The organism is Rhodococcus sp. NPDC077669, assembly GCF_040686915.1.
GTDB lineage: Bacteria > Actinomycetota > Actinomycetes > Mycobacteriales > Mycobacteriaceae > Rhodococcoides > Rhodococcoides fascians.
Genome location: NZ_JBFBMD010000003.1, coordinates 301052 through 322368, shown reverse-complemented (window position 1 = coordinate 322368; position 21317 = coordinate 301052). Strand labels below are relative to the sequence as shown.

The 21317-nt window shown below is 65.3% G+C and carries 22 protein-coding genes, 1 tRNA gene and 1 riboswitch; of the genes, 12 read left to right on the top strand and 11 right to left on the bottom strand.

Going from position 1 to position 21317, the window contains the following annotated elements; genetic code table 11:
- The first annotated feature begins 19 nt into the window (after positions 1-19).
- Both AB0P23_RS06030 and AB0P23_RS06025 read left to right on the top strand, forming a co-directional pair.
- On the top strand, positions 20-949 hold the full coding sequence (locus AB0P23_RS06030) for an alpha/beta fold hydrolase (RefSeq protein ID WP_032401005.1): 930 nt from the start codon (positions 20-22) through the stop codon (positions 947-949).
- On the top strand, positions 946-1584 hold the full coding sequence (locus AB0P23_RS06025) for an LON peptidase substrate-binding domain-containing protein (RefSeq protein ID WP_027495199.1): 639 nt from the start codon (positions 946-948) through the stop codon (positions 1582-1584). Before AB0P23_RS06030 ends, AB0P23_RS06025 begins: the two co-directional genes overlap by 4 nt.
- 72 nt (positions 1585-1656) lie before the next feature.
- On the opposite strand, the gene AB0P23_RS06020 is transcribed toward AB0P23_RS06025, so the two are convergent.
- Positions 1657-1730: transfer RNA gene (locus AB0P23_RS06020), tRNA-Met, on the bottom strand.
- Positions 1731-1802: 72 nt separating this feature from the next.
- Between AB0P23_RS06020 and AB0P23_RS06015 the strand changes: the two genes are divergently transcribed.
- A complete protein-coding gene (locus tag AB0P23_RS06015; RefSeq protein ID WP_283542008.1) occupies positions 1803-2582 on the top strand; it encodes an enoyl-CoA hydratase/isomerase family protein in 780 nt (259 codons plus the stop codon).
- On the opposite strand, the gene AB0P23_RS06010 is transcribed toward AB0P23_RS06015, so the two are convergent.
- Complete coding sequence (locus tag AB0P23_RS06010; protein ID WP_283542007.1) at positions 2565-3182, bottom strand: DUF998 domain-containing protein; 618 nt, start codon at positions 3180-3182, stop codon at positions 2565-2567. The two genes, AB0P23_RS06015 and AB0P23_RS06010, sit on opposite strands and share 18 nt — an antisense overlap.
- A 103-nt stretch (positions 3183-3285) precedes the next feature.
- On the opposite strand from AB0P23_RS06010, the gene AB0P23_RS06005 reads away from it, so the two are divergent.
- Positions 3286-3849 carry a TetR/AcrR family transcriptional regulator gene (locus tag AB0P23_RS06005; RefSeq protein ID WP_045841613.1) on the top strand — a complete coding sequence of 188 codons (564 nt, stop codon included), beginning with the start codon at positions 3286-3288 and terminating at the stop codon, positions 3847-3849.
- Complete coding sequence (locus tag AB0P23_RS06000) at positions 3846-5201, top strand: AarF/UbiB family protein (protein WP_027495195.1); 1356 nt, start codon at positions 3846-3848, stop codon at positions 5199-5201. Before AB0P23_RS06005 ends, AB0P23_RS06000 begins: the two co-directional genes overlap by 4 nt.
- Positions 5202-5222: 21 nt before the next feature.
- Here the strand turns inward: AB0P23_RS06000 and AB0P23_RS05995 are convergent, their stop codons facing one another.
- Positions 5223-6200, bottom strand: a complete 978-nt coding sequence (locus AB0P23_RS05995) for an NADPH:quinone oxidoreductase family protein (protein ID WP_363797034.1) — start codon at positions 6198-6200, stop codon at positions 5223-5225.
- Positions 6201-6306: 106 nt separating this feature from the next.
- Here AB0P23_RS05995 and AB0P23_RS05990 point away from each other — a divergent pair, with 106 nt between their 5' ends.
- Both AB0P23_RS05990 and AB0P23_RS05985 read left to right on the top strand, forming a co-directional pair.
- Positions 6307-6993, top strand: coding sequence for a dienelactone hydrolase family protein (locus AB0P23_RS05990; protein WP_048318810.1), 687 nt, complete (start codon positions 6307-6309; stop codon positions 6991-6993).
- A complete protein-coding gene (locus AB0P23_RS05985) occupies positions 6980-7888 on the top strand; it encodes an amidohydrolase family protein (protein ID WP_283550286.1) in 909 nt (302 codons plus the stop codon). Before AB0P23_RS05990 ends, AB0P23_RS05985 begins: the two co-directional genes overlap by 14 nt.
- 16 nt (positions 7889-7904) lie before the next feature.
- Here AB0P23_RS05985 and AB0P23_RS05980 read toward each other — a convergent pair whose 3' ends face one another.
- Together AB0P23_RS05980 and AB0P23_RS05975 are read right to left on the bottom strand one after the other, a co-directional pair.
- Positions 7905-8753, bottom strand: coding sequence for a patatin-like phospholipase family protein (locus AB0P23_RS05980; RefSeq protein WP_045841609.1), 849 nt, complete (start codon positions 8751-8753; stop codon positions 7905-7907).
- Between the two features lie 30 nt (positions 8754-8783).
- Positions 8784-9650 (bottom strand): alpha/beta hydrolase, encoded by an 867-nt coding sequence (locus AB0P23_RS05975; protein WP_045841608.1) that lies wholly within the window; start codon positions 9648-9650, stop codon positions 8784-8786.
- A gap of 167 nt (positions 9651-9817) precedes the next feature.
- Here AB0P23_RS05975 and AB0P23_RS05970 point away from each other — a divergent pair, with 167 nt between their 5' ends.
- Entirely contained in the window at positions 9818-10999 is a 1182-nt protein-coding gene (locus AB0P23_RS05970; protein ID WP_045841607.1) for an alkane 1-monooxygenase, read from the top strand.
- A 10-nt stretch (positions 11000-11009) separates the two neighbouring features.
- Here the strand turns inward: AB0P23_RS05970 and AB0P23_RS05965 are convergent, their stop codons facing one another.
- Positions 11010-12212, bottom strand: coding sequence for an ATP-binding protein (locus tag AB0P23_RS05965; protein WP_032367752.1), 1203 nt, complete (start codon positions 12210-12212; stop codon positions 11010-11012).
- Positions 12213-12440: 228 nt separating this feature from the next.
- Here AB0P23_RS05965 and AB0P23_RS05960 point away from each other — a divergent pair, with 228 nt between their 5' ends.
- Positions 12441-12908 (top strand): 2-isopropylmalate synthase, encoded by a 468-nt coding sequence (locus AB0P23_RS05960; protein ID WP_045841606.1) that lies wholly within the window; start codon positions 12441-12443, stop codon positions 12906-12908.
- Positions 12909-13043: 135 nt separating this feature from the next.
- On the opposite strand, the gene AB0P23_RS05955 is transcribed toward AB0P23_RS05960, so the two are convergent.
- Positions 13044-13559, bottom strand: a complete 516-nt coding sequence (locus tag AB0P23_RS05955) for a hypothetical protein (protein ID WP_287453227.1) — start codon at positions 13557-13559, stop codon at positions 13044-13046.
- Positions 13560-13673: 114 nt separating this feature from the next.
- On the opposite strand from AB0P23_RS05955, the gene AB0P23_RS05950 reads away from it, so the two are divergent.
- The 3 genes from AB0P23_RS05950 to AB0P23_RS05940 all read left to right on the top strand — a co-directional run bounded on the left by AB0P23_RS05950 (position 13674) and on the right by AB0P23_RS05940 (position 16579).
- On the top strand, positions 13674-14573 hold the full coding sequence (locus AB0P23_RS05950; protein ID WP_206497431.1) for a metal-dependent hydrolase: 900 nt from the start codon (positions 13674-13676) through the stop codon (positions 14571-14573).
- Positions 14574-14656: 83 nt separating this feature from the next.
- Positions 14657-15676, top strand: a complete 1020-nt coding sequence (locus AB0P23_RS05945; protein ID WP_230595202.1) for a PDR/VanB family oxidoreductase — start codon at positions 14657-14659, stop codon at positions 15674-15676.
- A 12-nt stretch (positions 15677-15688) separates the two neighbouring features.
- Complete coding sequence (locus AB0P23_RS05940) at positions 15689-16579, top strand: alpha/beta fold hydrolase (protein WP_287453225.1); 891 nt, start codon at positions 15689-15691, stop codon at positions 16577-16579.
- A gap of 9 nt (positions 16580-16588) precedes the next feature.
- On the opposite strand, the gene AB0P23_RS05935 is transcribed toward AB0P23_RS05940, so the two are convergent.
- The 4 genes from AB0P23_RS05935 to AB0P23_RS05920 form a co-directional block, all read right to left on the bottom strand.
- A complete protein-coding gene (locus AB0P23_RS05935; RefSeq protein ID WP_363797030.1) occupies positions 16589-17857 on the bottom strand; it encodes an LLM class flavin-dependent oxidoreductase in 1269 nt (422 codons plus the stop codon).
- A gap of 1 nt (position 17858) precedes the next feature.
- Complete coding sequence (locus tag AB0P23_RS05930; protein ID WP_287452196.1) at positions 17859-18620, bottom strand: 3-oxoacyl-ACP reductase; 762 nt, start codon at positions 18618-18620, stop codon at positions 17859-17861.
- Between the two features lie 49 nt (positions 18621-18669).
- Positions 18670-18762: riboswitch (TPP riboswitch) on the bottom strand.
- 73 nt (positions 18763-18835) lie between these two features.
- Positions 18836-20131 carry an alpha-amylase family glycosyl hydrolase gene (locus tag AB0P23_RS05925; protein WP_287452194.1) on the bottom strand — a complete coding sequence of 432 codons (1296 nt, stop codon included), beginning with the start codon at positions 20129-20131 and terminating at the stop codon, positions 18836-18838.
- Positions 20131-21309, bottom strand: coding sequence for an alpha-hydroxy-acid oxidizing protein (locus AB0P23_RS05920; protein ID WP_027495180.1), 1179 nt, complete (start codon positions 21307-21309; stop codon positions 20131-20133). Before AB0P23_RS05920 ends, AB0P23_RS05925 begins: the two co-directional genes overlap by 1 nt.
- Positions 21310-21317: the final 8 nt, after the last annotated feature.

Genomic DNA, 21317 nt, shown 5'->3' with positions numbered 1-21317 from the left:
CGAGACAGGGAGGTCGACCATGAGCGCATCGTACGAACTGCAGTCGGTGGAACTACACAAGGACGTCTTGCGGTACGTCGATATCGGCGACGGGCCGCCCGTGATTCTCGTCCACGGGCTGCTCGGATCGCACAAGTCCTGGGGCCCGCAGATCGAGCGACTGTCGGACCGGTATCGGGTCATCGCACCCGACCTGTTCGGGCACGGTGACTCCGACAAACCGTCCGGCGACTATTCGCTCAGTTCGCACGCGGCCACCATCCGCGACCTGATGGAGTACCTGAACATCGACTCGGCACCACTGGTCGGCCACTCGCTCGGCGGCGGCATCGTCATGCAGATGACGTACCTCTTTCCCGAACGGGTCGATCGCCTCGTGCTGGTCAGCAGCGGTGGACTCGGCCCGGAGGTGAGCCTGCTACTCAAGGCCGCGACGCTACCCGGCAGCGAACTGGTGCTTCCGATGTTGGCCTCGGATTGGTTCCGCAGGAACACCGAAGGAGTGCTGGCTCGACTGGGCAAGTGGGGGGTTCCGGTAGAGCCCGGCCCCAGCATGGCCGAGACCTGGCGCTCGTTCCGATCGGTCGCAGACCGGTCGACGCGGGAGGCATTTCTGGCGTCGACGCGGGCCGTCGTGGGTCCTCGCGGCCAAACCGTCAGCGCCAAGCAGCATTTCGAGAAGTTCGAGTCCATTCCCTCGCTGCTGATCTGGGGCGGCAAGGACCGCATGATCCCCGCCAAGCATGCGGACAACATCCGACGCGAGGTACCCAACAGTCGCGTCGAGATCTTTCCCGACGCCGGCCACTTCCCGCAGCTCGACGAGCCGGACTTCTTCTTCCGGCTACTGGACGAGTTCTTGGCCGCCAACCACACCGACTCGAGCGACGCGGACACCGGCGCGCCGACGGAGATCACCCCGGCAGCCATGCCGCTGCAGCGCCCGTGAGCGTCATCCCGATGTTTCCGCTCGGCAGCGTGTTGCTGCCGGGCGAACGTCTCCCGTTGCACATCTTCGAGCCGCGATACCAGGCACTGGTACAGGACTGTCTGAAGATGGACGATCCCCGTTTCGGCGTCGTTCTCATTGCCCGGGGACACGAAGCAGGCGGCGGCGACGTCCGACACGATGTGGCGACGATCGCCCACATCATCGGTCACGAGGCCATCGGAGACGGCAGGTATCTGCTCGAATGCGTCGGAGGCGAACGGATCCGCATCGACGCGTGGCTCCCGGACGACCCCTACCCACTGGCCGACGTTCGCGCATGGCCCGACGCAGACGTCGATGCCGTCATCGCCGACACGCAATTCGCCGCCACCTGGGCCAAGGTCGAGGACCTGTACGAGCTGATCGGTCGGCTCGAATCCTCCGGGGACATCGTGACGCCGGGCGTTCCGGATTTTCTGAGCCTCCCGATTTCGGCCGCCGAGAAGATCTGGTCACTGGCCTCGTTGATCCCGATGGGCCAGTCCGACCGACTCGACATCCTGTCGGCACCGGACGCCCCGTCGCGCTTGAAGGCACTCGACGACGCGATCGAAAACGTCACGGCCGTCGTGCAATTCAGACTTCAGCCCTGACCGGAGCCAGTCCGGCGAACCCAGAAAAGAAATCAGGTCCGGCACCATCGGTGCCGGACCTGATCTTCGTAGTAGCGGGGACAGGATTTGAACCTGCGACCTCTGGGTTATGAGCCCAGCGAGCTACCGAGCTGCTCCACCCCGCGTCGGGTGATACCCACGGTACATGCCGTCGTGGCAGACTCCCAATCGCCAGGTCAACGCTCTACGGTTCTTTCATGCCCACCGAGTCGTCACCCGTCCTGTCTTTTCCACACCAGGCGGTCGCACAGATCACGCTGAGCAACCCTCCGGTGAACGCCTTGACCCAGCCTGCGACGCGACGGCTGCGGGCGATGCTTCGCGAGCTGGCCGAGAACTCCTCCGTCCGGGCCGTCGTGCTCACCGGCGACCGGGTGTTCAGTGCCGGTTCGGACATCTCCGAAATGCCCGCGATGCAGGCGGCAGGCGACGTCCTCGAACGCAAGAGCAGTGCCGAGAACGGGACCCTCGAATTACTTGCCGACCTACCGCTCCCGACGGTCGCAGCGATCGACGGGTTCGCCCTGGGCGGTGGGCTCGAGATGGCGCTGTGCTGCGATCTCGTGGTCGCCGACGCGGGTGCCCGCCTCGGCTTGCCCGAGATCGATCTGGGGCTCGTCCCCAGCAGTGGCGGGACCATGCGTGCGTTGCGGCGGGTGGGTCAGTCGCGCGCAGCCGAACTGGTGTTGCTCGGCGAGCCCATCTCTGCCGAGACAGCTCTGGAATGGGGTCTGATCAACAGGGTGGCTCCACGCGGTGGGTCGTTGTCGATGGCACTGGACCTGGCACACCTGCTGGCCGCGAAGTCCCGCTCGGCCGTGCACGCGAACAAGCGAGCTCTCGCGCTCACATTCGGCCAGTCACCGCACGAACCGGCACGACGCGCACTGCCGGTGTTCGAGGAAGCCTTCGAGTCGGCCGACGGCCGAGAGGGCGTACGGGCCTTCCTCGCCAAGGAATCACCGAACTTTCGATAGCCGGGCCCGCGCGAGAAGTGCTGCACCGGTGACGATCTCCCATCCGATGATGGTGTAGACGGAAATCCGCTCGAACGCTCCACCGCCGAGGATGCCGGTATCGGCGAGAAACAATGCGAAACCGGCCAGCCCCGCGACACCGGCGACGGCGCTGGCCGCCGTGTACCACCGAGGTGCGCCGACGCGTCCGCCGTACCGGCCTGCAGCCAGGAGCACCAGGTTTCCACCGATGATCGCCATACCCGCGCCCGCTGCATGGGGAGTCGATGCTCCGTCGACCGACGCATGCGCGAGCCCGACGACGATGCTGCCGACGCCGTGCACGACCGACGTGCCCAGCACGATCCAGCGCGCTCGACCCTCGAACAACACCGACAATCCGAGGCCGGCAAGAACGAACAGCGTGCCGTCGACCACAAAGCCGGTGTTCATCACCGGGTGCCACGGTGAGATATCCGGAATCCCGAGGTCACTGATGTTGTTGCGCGCGTAGCTGTACGGTCGGTCGGTCCAGCCGCGCGCCGAAATCGCTTCGGCAGCGAGGTAGGTACACCCACCGACGACGAACGCCGCGGCGGCCAGAACTGTCGATCGCTTCACCACTGCAGTATTCACTGCCCGATACCCGATGGGTCATTCCGCAGGCTCCACTCCCGGCCACCCCGATGCACCGGGCTTGTACCGATTGGTACAGTACCGGCTCATGAGCGATCGCCACGACGTGGTGCCGATACTCGCAGGAGTGTTCCGCGACCACGGGTTCGACGGGTCGTCCCTCGCGGTCATCAGCAGATGCACCGGACTCGGCAAAGGCAGTCTCTACCACTACTTTCCGCGGGGAAAGCAGGAAATGGCCGAGGCAGTCCTCGACGACGTCGAGCTGTGGTTCCACCACAACGTCTTCGAGCCGCTGCGGCACGGAGACGACGCGGCGTCGACGACCCACGACATGTTCGAGCAGACCGCCCGCTATTTTCGGTCCAATCGCCTGGTGTGCCTGTTCGGCGCGTTCACGCTCGGGCTCGAGCGTGCCACCTTCTCCAGCCGTGTCGCCGCGCATTTCACCCAGTGGATCGAGGCACTCACTCCGGTGCTGCAGCGGCTCGGTCACGGAGACTCGGCGGCCGAGCTGGCCGAAGAGATCGTCGCCGGAATCCAGGGGGCGTTGGTGCTGGCGAGGGCTTTCGACGATGCCACACGATTCGACCGGGTGCTGGCCCGACTCGAAGCCTCGGCCGCACGCGTGTCGGCGGGAGTGCACGCATGACACCTGACGACACGACGCCCAAGCCGGCACCCGAGCTGAAGACCTTCGGGATACGAGAGTTGTTGCGACTGATCGTGATCGGGTCGGTGCTGACGTACTTTCAGTTCATCGCCATCGGCCGCTGGGTTCGTGCGCCGCGGCGCGGCTGGCCGGTTCACGCCTCCAAGGCCGTCGTCGACGCGTTCTTCGTGCTCGGCCCCACCTTCGTCAAGGTGGGGCAACTGATGGGTTCGTCGCCCGGACTGTTTCCCAAGGTCCTCGCCGACACCTGTCTGCGATGCCTGGACGAGGTGCCGCCGTTTCCCGGGTCGCAGGCCCGCGCGGTGATCGAGGCAGACCTGGGCCGGAGCGTCGACGAGTTGTTCTCCTCGTTCGACGACGTACCTCTCTCGTCGGCGTCGGTCGCCCAGGTACACCTGTGCGTGCGCCGCGACGACGGCCGCGAAGTGGTCATGAAGGTGCAGCGGCGAGGCATCTACCACCGCATGAAGATCGACCTGCGAATCGCGTATCTCATCGCGCGCGGTCTCGAGAAGTTCATTCCGTTCTTCGCCACGGCCAACGCGTCGGCCATCATCGTCGACCTGCACGCCGCGACGTTCGCAGAACTCGACAGCGCAGTGGAAGCCAAGCGCCAGCACAGCTTTCGCAGTGCAATCGGGGCATTCGGCGACAACAAGCACGTCACCGCGCCCGAGGTGTTTCTCGACTACTGCGGTGGACGCGTGATCTGCATGGAGCGCATGCACGGCTCGCCGCTGGACCGATACCGGCCGGGTGAGCAATCGGAGCTGATCGTCCGCCGTGCCGCCAAGGTCTGGATGGAGGCCCTGGTACTGCACGGCCTGTTCCACGGCGACGTGCACGCGGGAAACGTCTGGGTGCTCGACGACGGCAGAGTGGCCTTTCTGGACTTCGGCGTCATGGGCGAGGTGGACGAGCAGTGGCGCGCGTTGTTGCTCGACCTCTTCCACGCCACGGTGATCGACGGCGACTTCACCCGCCTCGCCGGTACCGTCAAACGTCTGGGAATCGTTGCCCCGCAGATGGGTTCGGACGCCGAAGTCGGCGCGATTCTGCAGTCGGTGTTCGCGCCGATGCTCTCGGCCACCCTTGCCCACTTCAGCCTGGCGGACTTCATCCGAGCGTTGGTCGGCATGGGCAAGCAGTACAAGACGTCGAGCCCCGAGGAGCTGATCCTGGTGGCCAAGCAGCTCGGCTACTTCGAGAGGTATGCCATCGAACTCGCACCGAACTGGGCGTTGGGCACCGACCCGTTCGTGTTCAAGAACGTCTTTCCCGCCGAGATCGCGGCGCTGTCCGAGGCACGGGGCATCGAGCTGCCGGAGTGATCCGGCAGCCCGCGCACCCGATCACAGACTGAAGTCGAGAACCACTTTCCCTGCTGCCGTACGGTTTTCGAGCGAGGCGATCGCTGCTGCCGCGTCGGAGACCGGGAAGACGGACGGCTCGGGAGCGACGAGCGAACCGTCCGCGAGCAGCGGCTCGATCTCGGCCCACTGAGTAGCCAGGTAGCCCGGGCGCGTCATCCACCATGCACCCCAGCCGACGCCGACGACATCGACGTTGTTCAGCAGCAAACGGTTGACCTTGACGGTCGGGATCTCGCCACCGGTGAAGCCCAGCACCAGGATTCGGCCCGACGGCGCGAGCGAACGGATGCTGTCGGTGAATCGGTCACCGCCCACCGGATCGACGACCACGTCGACGCCACGGCCACCGGTCAGCTCCTTGACCGCGTCCTTCCAGCCGTCGACCAGTACGACGTCGGTGGCTCCGGCGGCTCGCGCGATGTCTGCCTTTGCTTCCGAGCTCACCACTGCGATCACCCGTGCCGCCCCGAGCACCGGAGCCATTCGCAGAGCGGAGGTTCCGATCCCGCCCGCCGCGCCGTGCACCAATACCGTCTCGCCCTGCGCCAAGCGGCCGCGCTCGCGCAACGCGAAGTGCACCGTCAGATCGTTGAACAGCAAGCCCGCGCCCGCAGTGAGCGACACGGACTCGGGCAACGCGAACACCGTGTCGGGCGAGACGACGGCGACTTCTGCCATACCGTCGCTGAGCCCCGTCAACGCTGCCACGCGGTCTCCGGCCGAGAAGCCGGACTCCGCCGGAGCCGACCGCACGATGCCGGCGATCTCGCTGCCCGGAACGAACGGCAACTCGGGCTTGTACTGGTACAGCCCACGGGTGAGCAACGCGTCGGGGAACGCGACGCCCGCGGCCCTGACCTCGATGACCACCGACCCATCACGCGCGGTGGGTTCGTCGATATCGGCAACGGTCACCGAATCGGGTCCGTCGAGACTGGAGATCTGTACCGCGCGCATGAAGTGTCCTCTCGGTCGGGATCGTTCCCTGCCTGCCACGGTACAAAACTGCTGTACTCACCGCCGCTACCGGCATCCACTCCTGGTGATGTGCTCCAATCGAGGGGTGAACACCACTCCCCTCACCGTCGTCTCGCCCGACGGCACCGCCCGCGGCGGCGTCATCGTCATCCAAGAAGCCTTCGGGGTCACCGACCACATCGTCGACGTCTGCAATCGGGTCGCGGCCGCAGGCTGGGTAGCCGTGGCTCCGCATCTGTTCCACCGGCAGGAGGGTGTGAGCGTGCTCGACTACTCGGACATGGATTCCGCCATGGCGGCCATCGGGAAACTCGAGGCGGACGAGGTGGACTCCGACGTGGACGCGGCGGCGAGTGCGCTGGCCGAACTGGGGTTCGAGCCCTCGTCCATCGCGATCGTCGGTTTCTGTATGGGCGGGACCGTGGCCTTCCATACCGCGGTTCGACGGCAACTCGGTGCGGCCGCCACGTTCTACGGTGGCGGAATCACGAAGGGCCGCTTCGGTTATCCCGCGATGGCCTCGGTGGGCGACGCCCTCCAGACACCGTGGCACGGCTTCTTCGGAGATCTGGACGAGGGCATTCCGTTCCAGGACGTCGAGACACTGCGGGAGATCACCGCCACGGCACCGGTCGGCACCGAGATCACCCGATACCCCCACGGCAAGCACGGCTTTCACTGCGACGACCGCCCTGCCGTGTTCGATGCCGCAGCCGCAGGCGACGCGTGGACCAAGACCCTCGAGTGGTTCGACGCGCATGTCGCACGCTGAGCACCCTCGCTCCGACGCCGAACTCGCGGCGGAGACCGAACGCATCGTCGCGTTCTGGACCGAGCTGGCGTTGCCCGGTCTGTTCGACGTCCACACGCACTTCATGCCGAAGAACGTGATGGACAAGGTATGGAGCTACTTCGACAGCGCAGGCCCGCTGACGGGCAGCGTCTGGCCCATCTCGTACCGCTTCGCCGAAGACCGGCGGCTGCAGGTGATTCGAGGGTTCGGCGTGCAGCGATTCACGTCGATGATCTACCCGCACAAACCTGCGATGGCAGCCTGGCTGAACTCCTGGGGTGCCGACTTCGCGGCCCGCACCCCCGATTGCCTGCAGACTGCGACGTTCTATCCCGAGGACGGAGCAACGCAGTACGTCGAGCAGGCGGTGACGAACGGAACCCGAATCTTCAAGTCGCACATCCAGGTCGGGAACTACTCGCCCAACGACCCGCTGCTCGACGGCGTCTGGGGCACCATTTCGGATGCGCAGATTCCGGTGGTCATCCACTGCGGCTCCGGACCGGCACCCGGCTCGTATACCGGCCCCGAGCCGATCGCCGCTCTGCTGCAGCGGTTTCCGACGCTACCGCTGATCGTCGCGCACATGGGCATGCCCGAGTACGTCGACTTTCTCGATCTGGCCGATCGATACGAGAACGTACGCCTGGACACCACCATGGCCTTCACGGATTTCTCCGAAGCCGCTGCGCCGTTTCCCCGGCACGAGATGCCGCGGCTGCTGGACCTGCAGGATCGCATCCTGTTCGGGAGCGACTTCCCGAACATCCCGTACCCCTACCTGGACGCGCTGCAGGCGGTGAGCCGTCTCGGACTCGGTGACGAGTGGGTCCGCGCCGTGTGCTGGAGCAACGGCGCGGCCCTGTTCGGCTGAGTCCCGTTCGCGGGTCTCAGCCCACCCAGAATTCGGCGATACGCTCGGCGATGGCGGTGCCCTGCGCCCGGCCGGCTATTGCCGCCGCTGCGCGCACGGCGATGTCGGTGGGGTCGGGTCCGATCGCAGCCGCCGAAGCCGCGTCGGGAACGATCACTTCCACCTTCGAGCCGCCCTTGACCAATTTTCCCCGTTCGACCTCGAAGGGGTCGCCTTCCAGGTCGAGTGCACCGACCTTGAGCACCAGCACCTTCTCGAAACCCACCGCCAGATCGGCGTTCTCGCTCGCACGGATACCGCCGTCGACGTAGCGGTGATCGCCGATCGTCACCGGCGGCCACATGCCCGGGATCGCGCAACTCGCGGCCACGGCGTCGATGAGCTCGACGCCCGATCCCCGGTCCAGAACTCGATGGCGCCCCGTCAGGGCGTCCACGGTGACGATCCGCAGATCGCGGTCGGGCCACGAGTGCTTCGTCAGTCGACGGGCGATGATGGCTCGTCGTTCCCGTTCGCTGATCGTCGCTGTCGCCAGAGCTTCGGCACCGATGCGCCTGCGGGTGTCCAGCGCACTGCCGTCCGAGTTCTGGGCTGCTCGGGCCAACATGGTGACGAGCTCGTCGATGGTGGCCTCGGCGTGTGGCTCGTTGTCCTGCTTCGACTCGTCCGCCTGACGCTCGAAGAACTCCGACACCGGGGTGCCGCTCGAGATCTGAGCAGCCACCGAAGAACCGGCCGACGTTCCGAGCAACATCTCGGCGTCGCTGACATCGGCCCCGGCCTCGGCCAGTCCTAGAAGGACGCCTGTTTGCCACGCAATGCCCGCTACACCGCCGCCGCCCAATACGAGCGCTCGTCTGGCCATGGTCGTAACCCCGTTCTTCCGCTGGACCCGTCAGGAACTTACAGCCCCGCCGCCGACCCGCGGCCGTAACCACGTGATCAGGTCGTCGAGCACGCGTTCCTGCTCCGGCTCGTTGAAGACTTCGTGGAACAGCCCGTCGTAGGTTTTCAAGGTCAGGTCCTCGGATCCCGCCAGCTCGGCGATCAGCTCGCTGCCCGAGACGTCGGCCAACCGGTCTGCGGTTCCGTGCTGCAGCAACACCGGAATGGTCAGCGACGGCAATCTGGCGGGATACGTACGACTCTCCTGCAACAACGCTGCAGCGAGCCCGGCCGTGACGCTGCCGTGATAGCCCAGCGGATCGGCGACATAGGCGTCGACGACGGCCTTGTCGCGGGAGACGTCGTTGGGGTCGAGTTTCAGAACCGGCAGCGAGGGCAGGAACCTGCCGAGTACTGCACCCACCGCGACCAACGCTTTCGGCTGACCTACGGACGGGTTGACCGCAGGCCCGGACAGCATCAGTGCGTCCAGATCACCTTGATGGTCGAGGGCGTAGGACAGCGCGATGGCACCGCCCATGCTGTGTCCGAGGAGGAAGGTGCGGCTGCCGGGGTGCTCGTCAGCCGCGATCGAGAACAGTGTGTGCAGGTCGTCGGTGAAGTCCGACCACTTCGCCAAAGAGACTCGTTTGCCGCCGGATCGCCCGTGCCCGCGGTGGTCGGGTGCGTAGACGACGAGGCCGAGCGAGCCGAGCCGCTCGATCACGTGTCGGTACCGACCTGCGTGCTCGGCCAGGCCGTGGGCCAGCACCAGAACGCCGGTAGGGGAGTTATCGGCGGCGGCGTCCGGGGTCCAGACGTCGTAGACGATGCGAGTTCCGTGTACCCCGGCGAACGACGACTCGACATGCTGCATTCGGTCACCGTACAAGGACCGCGACGCCTTCGACGGCCCATCGCTCGAACCCCACAGATTCGTCTAGGTAACTATCCTCAGATGCGTGGCGATGTACTTGTGACAGACCACTACCGCACCCCCTCGTACCGCGTGGGCAGCCTCGAAGATCAGGAGTGAGTTCACGCATGCCCGACAAGGACGCCGCAGGGGCCTCGCCGACGTGGCGCGATCCCAAGCGTTATCTCTGGCCGCTCGGCCTGACGATTCCGCTGAGCCCGTTCCTGGCGTGGGGCTTGGTGTCACTCCTCGGACCCGGCGCATTCTGGGCACTCGGGCTGATGATCATGGGCATCGCGCTGCCGTTGGTCGACAAGTTCGCGGGCGTCGATCGCAGCAATCCACCCGACGAGGCTCTCGCAGCACTCGACAAGGACAAGTACTACCGGTGGTGCGTCTACCTCTTCCTCCCGCTGCAGTACGCCGGCCTGGTGGCCGCGTGTTACCTGTGGGCCCACGGCCCACTCGGCACACCGGAGAGGATCGGTCTGGCCGTCACTGTGGGCGTCGTCGGCGGCGTCGGCATCAATGCCGCGCACGAACTGGGGCACAAGCGCGAGAACGTCGAGCGGTGGCTCTCCAAAGTCACTCTGGCGCAGACGCTGTACGGCCACTTCTACGTCGAGCACAACCACGGCCACCATCTGCGCGTCGCCACCCCCGAGGATCCGGCGTCGGCGAAATTCGGTGAATCGTTCTGGAAGTTTCTGCCACGCACGATGATCCACGGTCTGCATTCGGCCTGGGATCTCGAATCCCGTCGACTCGCGCGGTCGGGCTCGTCACCGTGGACGCTGCGCAACAACCTTTTCAATGCGGCCGCGATGAGCATCGTTCTGTTCGGGGCACTGATCGCAGTGTTCGGTTGGATCGTGTTGCCGTACCTACTGATTCAGGCCGCCATCGCCATCGTCCTGTACGAGGCGGCCAACTACCTCGAGCACTACGGTCTGATGCGCACCAGGCGTCCGGACGGGCGCTACGCCAAGCCCTCGCACCGCGACAGCTGGAACAGCGATCACCTGTGGAGCAACCTGTTTCTGTACCACCTGCAACGCCACAGCGACCATCACGCGAATCCGGTACGCCGCTACCAAGCACTACGAACCGTCGACGAGTCTCCGCAACTCCCGGCCGGATACGCGGTGATGATCTTCTGCTCGATGGTTCCGCCCTTGTGGCGCAAGGTGATGGATCAGCGCCTGATGGACTTCTACGACGGCGACCCGAGCCTCGTCAACGTCGACCGCGCCGATCGCACAGCGGTCCGCCGCCTCGAGAAGCTGACCGGGGCGCGAGCGCAGTCGTAAGGTCGACGCCTCAGACCGCGGCGGGCTCGTCGGTTTGCGCTCTCAGGTAGCGCCCGAAATGCGGCACGGTGAACGCGATCGTGCCGCGCTCGGCCGAGTAGATCAGGCCCTTCTTGATCAAGCCGTCACGGGCCGGAGACAGTGATGCCGGCTTGCGCTTGAGTTCGGTCGCCACGGCCGAGGTCGGCACCGAGCCGTCGTCCACCGACAGTTCGGCCATCGCGCGCATGTATTCACGTTCGGCGGGTGTCGCGCGTTCGTAGCGCGAACCGAAGAATCCGACGGCCAGTTCCTCCTCCGCTGTCGGAGCGGCAACACGCACGTCCTCGGCGGAAATCGGGCTGTCGGCGGCGAGATCCCAGGTCGCTTTGCCGTAGGCCTGCACGAAGTAGGGGTAGCCATCGGCGGCTGCGTACAGCGCGTCGAGTGCCTCGGGGGTGAATTCGACATCCTCGCGGTCGGCCGGCGCGATCAACGCGAGGTCTGCTGCGGCTCGCTCGAGCCTGCCGATTCGGTGGTAGCTGAACAGGCGCTCGGAGTAACTTTTCGATGCCGACAACACAGCCGGTAGGTGCGGTAGTCCGGCCCCGACGATGATCAGCGGCGCGGTGTCCTGACTGAGTTCGTGGCAGGCCGCGCACAGTGCGGAGATGTCTGCGGGCCCGAGGTCCTGCATCTCGTCGATGAAGATGGCGATACCCACACCCACGTCCCCGGCCAGCGCGGAGGCATCGAGCAGCAGTTCGACGAGGTCGATCTCGATGTCACCGGAGTCGGCGCGGCCGGTCTTCGCCGGGACGTCGATGCCCGGTTGCCACCGCTCGCGCATCCCCTTGTCCGCGGTGGCGCGCAGCGCGAAGGCCTTGAGGACGCCGAGAAACTCGTCGACGCGTTCGGGGTCTCGATGCGAGGCCGCAATGCCGCGTACCGCCATGTGCAGCGCCGACGACAGGGGCCGGCGCAGTTCCTGGTCGGGGCGAGCCTCGATCTTGCCGGTGCCCCAACCGCGCGCGATGGCCGCGGATCGGAGGTGGTTGAGCAGCACCGTCTTGCCGACGCCGCGCAGCCCAGTGAGCACGACGCTGCGTTCCGGTCGGCCGCGGGTGATGCGTTCGAGGACGACGTCGAAGGCGTCGAGCTGCTTCTTTCGACCGGCGAGCTCGGGTGGGCGCTGGCCTGCGCCGGGAGCGTAAGGGTTACGCACGGGGTCCATGAGGCCAAAGTTACAACGAATCGTGCGATATATGCGGACATCTAGCTCGTGTCCTAGAGATCCGTATTCGTTCGATACTTGCGGGACGCCCGAGGCCGGGGCTACTGTCGGCTCCGTGAAGCGCATTCTCGTAGTACGCCGCCGTAGCGGGGTCTGATTCGGACCGACCCCTCGCTGCGGGTCGTCGTGCTCTCTCGGTCCTCCCTTCACATTCGGAAGACCACCCTCATGAACTCACTTGCTTCCACCTACGCCACCGATCCGTTCCATGCCCGTTTCGGCTGCGCCCTGCCGCGCACGATGCGCGACGAGATCACCGGGCAACACATGTCGTGGACGGCCTTCCTCGACCGCTTCTCGCCCACCACCGGGCCTCTCCGACTGGGCTCCTGGTCCGGCACTGGGGCCACCGGGGGCAAGATGTCGTTCGACGCCACCTTCGGTATCGGTGACACCATCTTCGCTTGTGCCACAACAACATACGGACCGATCGAGGCGTTGACGTCGATGCTCCACGACGCCGGATTCCGCATCGAGATCCTCTCGTTCCACCAACAGCGCATCGGCGACGAGACCGCCACCTTCGTCCTGGCCGAGCACGACGGTCGCCGCGAATGGTCGATGTCCATCGAGCCCGACGCAACCCTGTCGTCGATCCGGGCCATCGTCGCCGGGGCCAATCTGCTGCACCGGTAGCTGCAGCCGACCCCGCGAACTCGAAGTTGAGGCCGAAAATCCGTCGAAAAGTGTCCATAACTTCGAGTTCGCCGTCGGCGTCGGTAGTGCCTTCTACGACTCTCTAGCATCGGCGCAAGAGAGGGGAATATCTTGCTAGGGCATCTCCACTGTCTGCGCGCGGTGAATTTCGGCCAGTGCGCGGCGCACATACGTTTCGGCGCGGCTTCGACGAATCGCGAGCAGATCCGCCACCACCAGCAGGGCGTGCGCAGGCCGCGGCCGCGAACGTGACTGTTCGTCGACGTCCGTCACACCCAGCGCGCCGGTGAGCACTTCGACGAATCCGGCGATGTCCACGCTCGGAAGCCACTCGGCTCCGCGGACGGTTCGGCCGAGTACTTCCTGGACGTTATCCCCGGTCAAGCCATCGTTGTATACCTCTTCGAGCAAACTCCGTACCATCTCCGCATGCACGTTCCCGGCCTTGGCCGCGTCCGAGCGGTCCAACAGTTCGACGGCCTCGTCGAACGCGATCGGATCCTGCGCCACGACAGCAGCAAGGGCATCGACTGTGGCGTCCGCGATTCGACGCACATCGACGGGCCACTCGGTGGGCCAGGCCACGGACACGCTGCTCGGGGGAACAGCCGCTGGGGAGGGGTCAGTCATCACAGAAGTCTCTCACTGTCCACCGACACGGTTCCTTTTACCTGTAACCGGTGTTTATACTAAGTCGCGCACTGTGGCAGCGGCCACATCGCGGACGTGGAGGAGGTCGACTCGATGAACGAGCGCAACGCCGTCGCATCGGATCCGGGCGAAGTGATGCTTCAGGCCAGGAACGTCAAGTTCGACTGGAGCGATCTGCCGATGCACTGGGTGCCCGGCGATCCGTACACCACCCACGTTCTCAACGTGCTGCACCTGATACTCCCCGCCGGTGAACACTGGTTCGTCGACACATTCAAAGAAGCTCTGCCCTACATCGACGACGAGAAGCTGCGTGACGACGTCATCGGCTTCATCGGGCAGGAAGCCGTACACGCCGAGGCTCATACCGGCGTCCTCGTGCATCTGCAGAACAACGGACTCGACCCCACTCCGTTCACCGATCAGATGGAATGGGCCTTCGGCAAGGTCCTCGGATCGGATTCGGTGACGAGTCTGCGATCGAAGAACAACCTCGTCGAGCGGCTGGCCCTCATCGCGGCCATCGAGCACGTGACGGCGTTCCTCGGTGATTGGGTACTCAATGCCGACGGTCTGGACCGAGCCGGCATCCATCCGACGATGCTCGATCTGCTGCGGTGGCACGGTGCCGAGGAAGTGGAACACCGCTCGGTTGCGTACGACACCCTTCGTTACTTCGACAAGCGCGAGGTACGTCGCCTGCGCACGTTCGTCGTGGTCGTTCCGTTGATGGGGTACATCTGGATGCGCGGCATCATCTTCCTGATGAAGAACGACCCCGAGCTGCAGAGCGCGCCGAAGTCGGTCCGCAAGCCCCGATCGGCCCTGTGGCGCAAGTCTGTTCGCCGCGGCACGCTGCCGGCGCTGACGCACGTCGGCCGCAGTATGTCTCGCTACCTGAAGAAGTCGTATCACCCGAGCCAGGAAGGCTCGACGGCTCAGGCCGTGCGCTACCTGGCGTCGTCCCCGGCCGCGCAGGCTGCGGCGCGGTGAGGCTCTCGACGGGTCGCGTTCCGCGGCTGTTGCCCAAGGACGCGCCACCGGATCTGCGCGGACGCCCTCGCGCCGATCGCTCGATGCAGATGCTCGGAACGTTCCTCAACGGCTACATGCATGCGACTGCCGGCAAGGAGTACGACGACGCGGTAGCCGGCCACAATCCCGATTCCGCGCTGCGGTTGGTGGTCGTCGACCGCGAGATCATCGCCGAGGACGAGAACGTCGCCGCTCTGACCCTCGCCTCGCCGACGGGGGAGCAGCTGCCGACCTGGCATCCCGGCTGCCACCTCGATCTACATCTGCCGTCGGGTCGCCGTCGGCAGTACTCGCTGTGCGGCGATCCGTCCGACCGCAGTTGCTACCGGATCGCCGTGCGTCGAATCCCCACCGGCGCAGGTGGATCCATCGAGATGCATGCACTCGAGCCCGGAACCGAGGTCACCGTACGCGGCCCACGGAACGGCTTTCCCTTCGTCGCCGAGGGCAGCGCGCTGTTCGTCGCCGGCGGCATCGGCATCACCCCCATCATCGCGATGGTCCGTGCCGCACGGATCCTCGGGATGGATTGGCAATTCGTGTACTGCGGTCGCTCCCGGGACACGATGCCTTTTCTCGACGAGATCGAGAGCTGGGAATCGGATCGCGTGTTCGTCCGGACCGACGACGTGCACGGGTACCCCACCGAGGGTGAATTGCTCGAGCGCGCACCCGCAGGCGGTGCCGTCTACTGCTGCGGTCCTACCCCCATGCTCGACGCCGTCCGCCGCGACTTCCGCCAGTGCCCTGCCACCGCATTGCATTTCGAGCGCTTCGGTCCGCCGCCGATCCTCGATGGCACACCGTTCGAGGTGCAGCTGATCAGCACGGGCGCTGTGCTCGACGTGGCTGCCGATGCCTCCGTGTTGACCGCAGTCAAGGAACAGAAGCCCAATATCGCGTACTCGTGCCAACAGGGCTTCTGCGGTACCTGCAAGGTGCGGGTGCTGTCCGGCGAACCCGAGCACCTCGAAACACGGCTGACGCCGGAAGAGCAGCGCGACCACATGCTCATCTGCGTCTCGCGTGCTCGAAGCGCCCGTCTCGTACTCGATCTATAGAACGGAAAGACAGTGAGCAGCAACGCAGTTCGCACGACGGTCGTCAACGAAGGCATTCGGCTGGCGGTGTTCGAGAGCGGAAACCCCGAGGGCGAACCCATCGTCCTCGTTCACGGGTGGCCCGATACTCACGAACTGTGGAGCCACATCGTGCCGCAACTCGAAGACCGTTTTCGGGTGATCAGCTACGACTCGCGTGGAGCCGGCGAGAGCACGGTGCCCGCCGAGCAGTCGGCGTACAAGTTGGCCCGGTTGGCGGCGGACTTCTATGCCGTCGCAGATGCGGTCAGCCCCGACGCTCCCGTTCACGTGCTCGCGCACGACTGGGGCGCCGTCGAGGTATGGGAGGCTGCAGCCCAGCCCCAGGCGAAGGATCGAATCCGTTCGTACACATCGATTTCGGGACCTAACCTCGATCACCTCGGAAAGTGGTCGCAGTCGCGCCTGCGTCGTCCCACCCTCACCGGCATCAAGCAGGTTCTCGCGCAGACCCGAGCGTCCTGGTACACCGTCACCTTCCACATCCCCGGACTCTCGACGCTGCGCATCAAGCGACAGTTCGCCAAGGGCTGGCCGGCATTCCTCCAGGAGTTCTCGGGCGTCGATCCGAAGCTCGTCACCCAGAACCCCACGCTGTGGTCGGACGCAACCAACGGCACCAACCTGTACCGCGCCAACATCATTCCGCTGCTGACCAATCCGCGGGATCGATACATCGACATCCCGGTGCACCTCATCGTCAACACCGAGGACGTCGCGGTGCGGCCGTACCACTACGACGACACCGGCAAGTGGGTGAAGAACCTCACGCGCAACGACATTCCGGCCGGACACTGGTCGCCGATCTCCCATGCAGACGACATTGCCCGATTGACGAGGGAATTCATCGACTCGCTGGACTGAACCTTCAGGTCATACGGTCAGATGCCCGCGCAGCGTTGACGACGTGTATTCGGATCGAAAGAGGCCGCGCTGCTGCAGGATCGGGACCACGTGTTCGACGAAGTCGGCGAGTGAGTCGGGGTAGCGCGGGCACATCAGGTTGAATCCATCGGCACCGCGGCCGATCCACGATTCCATCTCGTCGACGATGGAATCCGGTGTGCCGATCATCGTGGCGTGCCCGCCACCGGCCGCGAGGGTGCCCAGCAACTGACGCACGGTGGGCCGGTCCTTCTCGACGATGCGCAGGATGGTCTCGTACCGACCCTGCGGTCCGGTGAACTCGGCCGCAGGTGGCAGCGGCGGTACGGGTTCATCGAGTTCCCAGGCAGCACAATCCTGTCCGGTGAACGTCGAGAGCATCGCCAGGGATTGTTCCGTCGGCAGCAAGACGTCCAGTTCGGCCTTCTTCCGGTGAGCCTCCTCCATCGTCGATCCGATGTACGTCACCAAACCCGGCATGATGCCCACTGCCGCACTGTCACGACCGGCTCCATCGATTCTCGCCTTCACGTCCTCGTAATAGTTCTGCGCGGCAACGAGATCGTAGGCGACGGCGTAGATCGCCTCGGCGTACTTCGCCGCGAGATCACGCCCCGGTCCCGACGCACCGGCCTGGAACAGAACCGGCCTGCCCTGCGGCGAACGCGGTACTGTCAGCGGGCCGTCAACGCGAAAATGTTTGCCGTCGTGATCGATGGAGTGCACCTTGGCCGGATCGGCGTACATCCCCGTCCGATCGAGCGTCAACGCATCGGCATCCCACGAATCCCAGAGTGCCAGAGCCGTATCGACGAATTCTTCGGCGCGCGCGTAGCGCTCCTCGCGAGCCGGGATGGTGTCCATTCCGTGATTGCGTGCTTCGGCGTCGAACATGGAGGTGACGACGTTCCAGCCGGCTCGGCCGCCGCTGATGTGGTCCAACGACGCCAGCATGCGCGCGGCATGGAACGGGGTGTAGAACGTCGACGACACAGTCGTGACCAGACCGATGTGGGTGGTCGCTCTGGCCATGGCCGACAGCGCCGTGATCGGTTCGAGAAACCAGGTTCCTGCGCCGGCCGGATCGCGCACGGAATGCCCGTCGGCAAAGAACACCGCGTCGAACTTTCCCCGTTCGGCCAGCTGCGCAAGTTCCTCGTAGTACGCGATGTTGCCCAGGTCCTCCACCCGCGAATCGGGATGCCGCCACGCTGCGCTGTGATGCCCGCAGCCGTACAGAAAAGCGTTGAGGTGCATGTCAGTTCTTGACCAAACCGCCGTCGACAACGAGGTTCTGACCGGTTACCGACCGCGCCCACCGGGAGGCGAAGAACAGCAGAGCGTCGGCGAACTCCTCGGGCGTGGTGACGCGTTGCAGCGGGGTCGAGGCCGCGATGAAGTCGAACACCTCGGCCGGGGTCGCGGCACTGGCGTCGGTGGTACGCAGCAGTCCGCCCGAGACCATGTTGACGGTGATGTTGTCCGCGCCCAGGTCCACCGACAACGTGCGCGTCAGCGAGAGCAGGGCGGCCTTGGAGGCGGTGTAGTCGTGGTACGGCACCACCGGATTCTGGAACAAGTTGGTGCCCACGTTGATGATTCGACCGAAGCCCGCCTCACGCATTCCCGGCAGGGCCGCCTGCGTGGTGAGCAGTGCCGCGCGAACGCTGCCTCGCAGCTGAGCGTCGAACCGCTCCCAGGTGATGGTGTCGGCCTTCGGTCGAGCATCCCCGTCGAACGAGAAATCGGCCAGTGCGTTGTTGACGACGGTGGTGATCGGGGTGCCGAAATGCGCACGGGCCGAGTCGAACACCGAGGCCACCGCGCTCTCGTCGGTCACGTCGCCCTGAACCGCGAATGCACGGTCGCCGAGCCTGTCCGCCAACGCCTCCGCTGCCTCTTTGCTGGTGCGGTAGTCGATGACCACACGCGCGCCCTCACCGGCGAACGCCGCGGCGATCGATGCTCCCAGCCCGCGTCCACCGCCGGTGACCAACACTGTCTGCTCGTCGAGTCTCATGCGCTACGCCTCTCGTTCGAGGTCGGGACCGTCACGAGGGACAGGAAATACCGAGACATCACGACATTCCCTTCGCTGGTCCTAACCAGATCAGGTTCGACGGGTGTGATCTCAGCCCTGACGGGCACCCCGTGTCGCAGTCGACTGTACCTGTAGGTCTCTCTACTGCTTTCTTGCGCTCGACGTAGACAGCCGAACACAACCGTATGCAGCGATCAGCCGATGACAGCCCAGCCGTGGGGAGGAACGCTTACCCGTCCGTCGTTCAGGTGCGCCTCACCGGCCAGTACTTCGCTGCCCTGGGCCGGGTAGTCGATGGCCTCGTCGCCGAGGTTGAGCGCCACCGTCATGGAATTGTCGTCCGCGTACACGCGGTAGAGCAGCGCGGTGTTGGTGAGCTCGAGCGTCTCGGTGCGCGCGGAGTACAACCACGGATTGCGACGCCGAACTGCGATCAGCTCCTGATGCACTCGGTAGACGGGCCAGCCGTACGGGGCGAGATCCTCGGAAGTGTCCGGGTATTCGGGACGCACCTCGTCATCACCGCCGACGCGATCTTCCTTGATACCGCGGAATGCCTGCTCGTCGCCGTAGTAGATCATCGGCATCCCGCCCACGGTGAACAGAACCACCAACGCGTGCAGCAGATGTCGCTCGTCCTCGATGACGCTGGCGATGCGATTGACGTCATGATTTCCGACGAACGTGGCGGGCACGAAGGCGTCGAGCCAACCGTTGTGACGCTCGAGGGCATGCGAGAGCTCGAAGAAATTCTTCTCGCTCAGCCCACTCCAGATCGCCTTCCACAGCTCGTACTGGGTGACCGAGTCCAACGTGGAGGCCGAGACGATCCGGTCGTAGTCACCGTGGATGACCTCGCCGAGAAAGTATGCGTCCGAATGCTTCTCGCGAACCTTCGGCAGTACCGCGGCCCAGAAGCGCGGCGGTACCGCGTAGGCCGCGTCGAGCCGCCAGGCGTCGACGCCGCGTTCGAGCCAGTGCGAGAGCACGTCCACGACGTACTGCTGCACGTGCGGGCTCTCGTGGTTGAGTGCGACCAATTCGTCGTGGCCCTCGAAGTTGCGGTGCGTCGGCTCGTCCCCGGACCAGTCGAGGTGAAACCACCCCGCGGCCTCGGAGTCCGGGCCCTCGGCCAGAGCCTCACGGAACTTCGGAAAGCTCTGCGCCACATGGTTGAAGACGCCGTCGAACATCACCTTCAGACCGCGGGAATGCGCCGCAGCGATCAGCGAATCGATATCCTCGTCGGTGCCGAGCCGACCGTCGACGTGGTAGTAGTCGACAGTGTCGTAGCCGTGCTTCTCCGACTCGAAGATCGGACCGAGGGCGATGCCCGACGCGCCGAGTTCGAGGGCGTAGTCGAGCCACTTCTCGATTCTGTTCAGCCGGTGCAGATCCGATTGGGATTCACCGTCCCATCCGTGCACCGGCGCACCGGTGAAGCCGAGCGGGTACAGGTGCCACCAGATGGCGTGCTTCGTCCACTCCATCAGGACGCCTCGATCGAGTCGCGACCGAGCTCGCCCGCGCCGGTATGACCGGACAGGCTGGTCACCAAGTCGAATTCGGCCAGTAGGCAACGTAGTACGTGTGCAACACCCTCCTGCCCGCCGAGGGCGAGACCGTACAGGAACGGGCGGCCGAGAAGAACCGCATCGGCACCGAGCGCAAGCGCCTTGGCCATGTCCGCGCCGGTCCGTACACCCGAATCGAACAGGACCGTCAGTTCGTCACCGACCGCATCCACGATGGACGGCAATGCGTCGAGAGACGGCCTGGCACCGTCGATCTGACGACCGCCGTGGTTGGAGACGACGATGCCGTCGACTCCGTGGGCGGCCGCTTCTCGGGCGTCGCCGACGGTGCAGATGCCCTTGAGCACGATCGGGCCGTCCCAATGCTCGCGCAGGAACGCCAGGTTCTTCCACGACAGCCCCGGGTTGGGGAACATCTGCGCCCAATGCATCGCGGCTGCAACGGGATTCTCCTCGACGGGCTGAGCGAGTCCGGCTTGGAACGCCGGATCGCTCAGATAGTTCTCGATGCCGAGGTTCGCCAAGAACGGGAGGTACCCGCGGTCGAGATCGGCGGGCCGCCAGCCCAGCAACGTCGTGTCGAGCGTCAGCACCAACGTGGTGAATCCGGTGTCCTTCGCACGCTGCAGGAAGCTCAGCAGTACCGATTCGTCCGTCGGCCAGTACAACTGATACCAGCGCGGCGCATCTCCGCCCGCCTCGGCGATCTGCTCGAACGAATGCGAGGCCTGCGTCGAATGTATGTACGGCACACCGAGTTCCGCAGCCGCGCGAACCGTCGCGAGTTCACCGTCGGGATGGGCGAGAGTCTGAATGCCCACCGGCGCGATCAGCAGCGGTGCAGGCATGTCGGTGCCGAGCACGGTGCACGCATGATCACGCGAGGCCGAGCTGCGCAGCATCCGCGGCGTGATGGCCCACCTGTCGAAGGCGGCCCGGTTCGCCCGCGCCGTCGAGCCACTGCCCGCGCTGGCGACGATGTAGCCGAGCGCCTCAGGCGAGAGCTTCTCGGCAGCCTGGTCCTCCAGCCTCGCCAGGTTGGTGGTGATCGACGGTGTCTGCTGGGCGAACATTCCGGCGGCGTAGATGCCGAGCTGGTGATCGCTGAAGTTGCTGGGCCTGGCCTCGGTCATCGTTCGAC

What these genes read in the sequence shown, in the direction of transcription:
- AB0P23_RS06030 (WP_032401005.1), top strand. Translation starts at nt 20, where the DNA reads ATGAGCGCATCGTACGAACTGCAGTCGGTGGAACTACACAAGGACGTC.
- AB0P23_RS06015 (WP_283542008.1), top strand. Translation starts at nt 1,803, where the DNA reads ATGCCCACCGAGTCGTCACCCGTCCTGTCTTTTCCACACCAGGCGGTC.
- AB0P23_RS06005 (WP_045841613.1), top strand. Translation starts at nt 3,286, where the DNA reads ATGAGCGATCGCCACGACGTGGTGCCGATACTCGCAGGAGTGTTCCGC.
- AB0P23_RS06000 (WP_027495195.1), top strand. Translation starts at nt 3,846, where the DNA reads ATGACACCTGACGACACGACGCCCAAGCCGGCACCCGAGCTGAAGACC.
- AB0P23_RS05995 (WP_363797034.1), bottom strand. Translation starts at nt 6,200, where the DNA reads ATGCGCGCGGTACAGATCTCCAGTCTCGACGGACCCGATTCGGTGACC.
- AB0P23_RS05985 (WP_283550286.1), top strand. Translation starts at nt 6,980, where the DNA reads ATGTCGCACGCTGAGCACCCTCGCTCCGACGCCGAACTCGCGGCGGAG.
- AB0P23_RS05980 (WP_045841609.1), bottom strand. Translation starts at nt 8,753, where the DNA reads ATGGCCAGACGAGCGCTCGTATTGGGCGGCGGCGGTGTAGCGGGCATT.
- AB0P23_RS05975 (WP_045841608.1), bottom strand. Translation starts at nt 9,650, where the DNA reads ATGCAGCATGTCGAGTCGTCGTTCGCCGGGGTACACGGAACTCGCATC.
- AB0P23_RS05970 (WP_045841607.1), top strand. Translation starts at nt 9,818, where the DNA reads ATGCCCGACAAGGACGCCGCAGGGGCCTCGCCGACGTGGCGCGATCCC.
- AB0P23_RS05965 (WP_032367752.1), bottom strand. Translation starts at nt 12,212, where the DNA reads ATGGACCCCGTGCGTAACCCTTACGCTCCCGGCGCAGGCCAGCGCCCA.
- AB0P23_RS05960 (WP_045841606.1), top strand. Translation starts at nt 12,441, where the DNA reads ATGAACTCACTTGCTTCCACCTACGCCACCGATCCGTTCCATGCCCGT.
- AB0P23_RS05955 (WP_287453227.1), bottom strand. Translation starts at nt 13,559, where the DNA reads ATGACTGACCCCTCCCCAGCGGCTGTTCCCCCGAGCAGCGTGTCCGTG.
- AB0P23_RS05950 (WP_206497431.1), top strand. Translation starts at nt 13,674, where the DNA reads ATGAACGAGCGCAACGCCGTCGCATCGGATCCGGGCGAAGTGATGCTT.
- AB0P23_RS05945 (WP_230595202.1), top strand. Translation starts at nt 14,657, where the DNA reads ATGCAGATGCTCGGAACGTTCCTCAACGGCTACATGCATGCGACTGCC.
- AB0P23_RS05935 (WP_363797030.1), bottom strand. Translation starts at nt 17,857, where the DNA reads ATGCACCTCAACGCTTTTCTGTACGGCTGCGGGCATCACAGCGCAGCG.
- AB0P23_RS05930 (WP_287452196.1), bottom strand. Translation starts at nt 18,620, where the DNA reads ATGAGACTCGACGAGCAGACAGTGTTGGTCACCGGCGGTGGACGCGGG.
- AB0P23_RS05925 (WP_287452194.1), bottom strand. Translation starts at nt 20,131, where the DNA reads ATGGAGTGGACGAAGCACGCCATCTGGTGGCACCTGTACCCGCTCGGC.
- AB0P23_RS05920 (WP_027495180.1), bottom strand. Translation starts at nt 21,309, where the DNA reads ATGACCGAGGCCAGGCCCAGCAACTTCAGCGATCACCAGCTCGGCATC.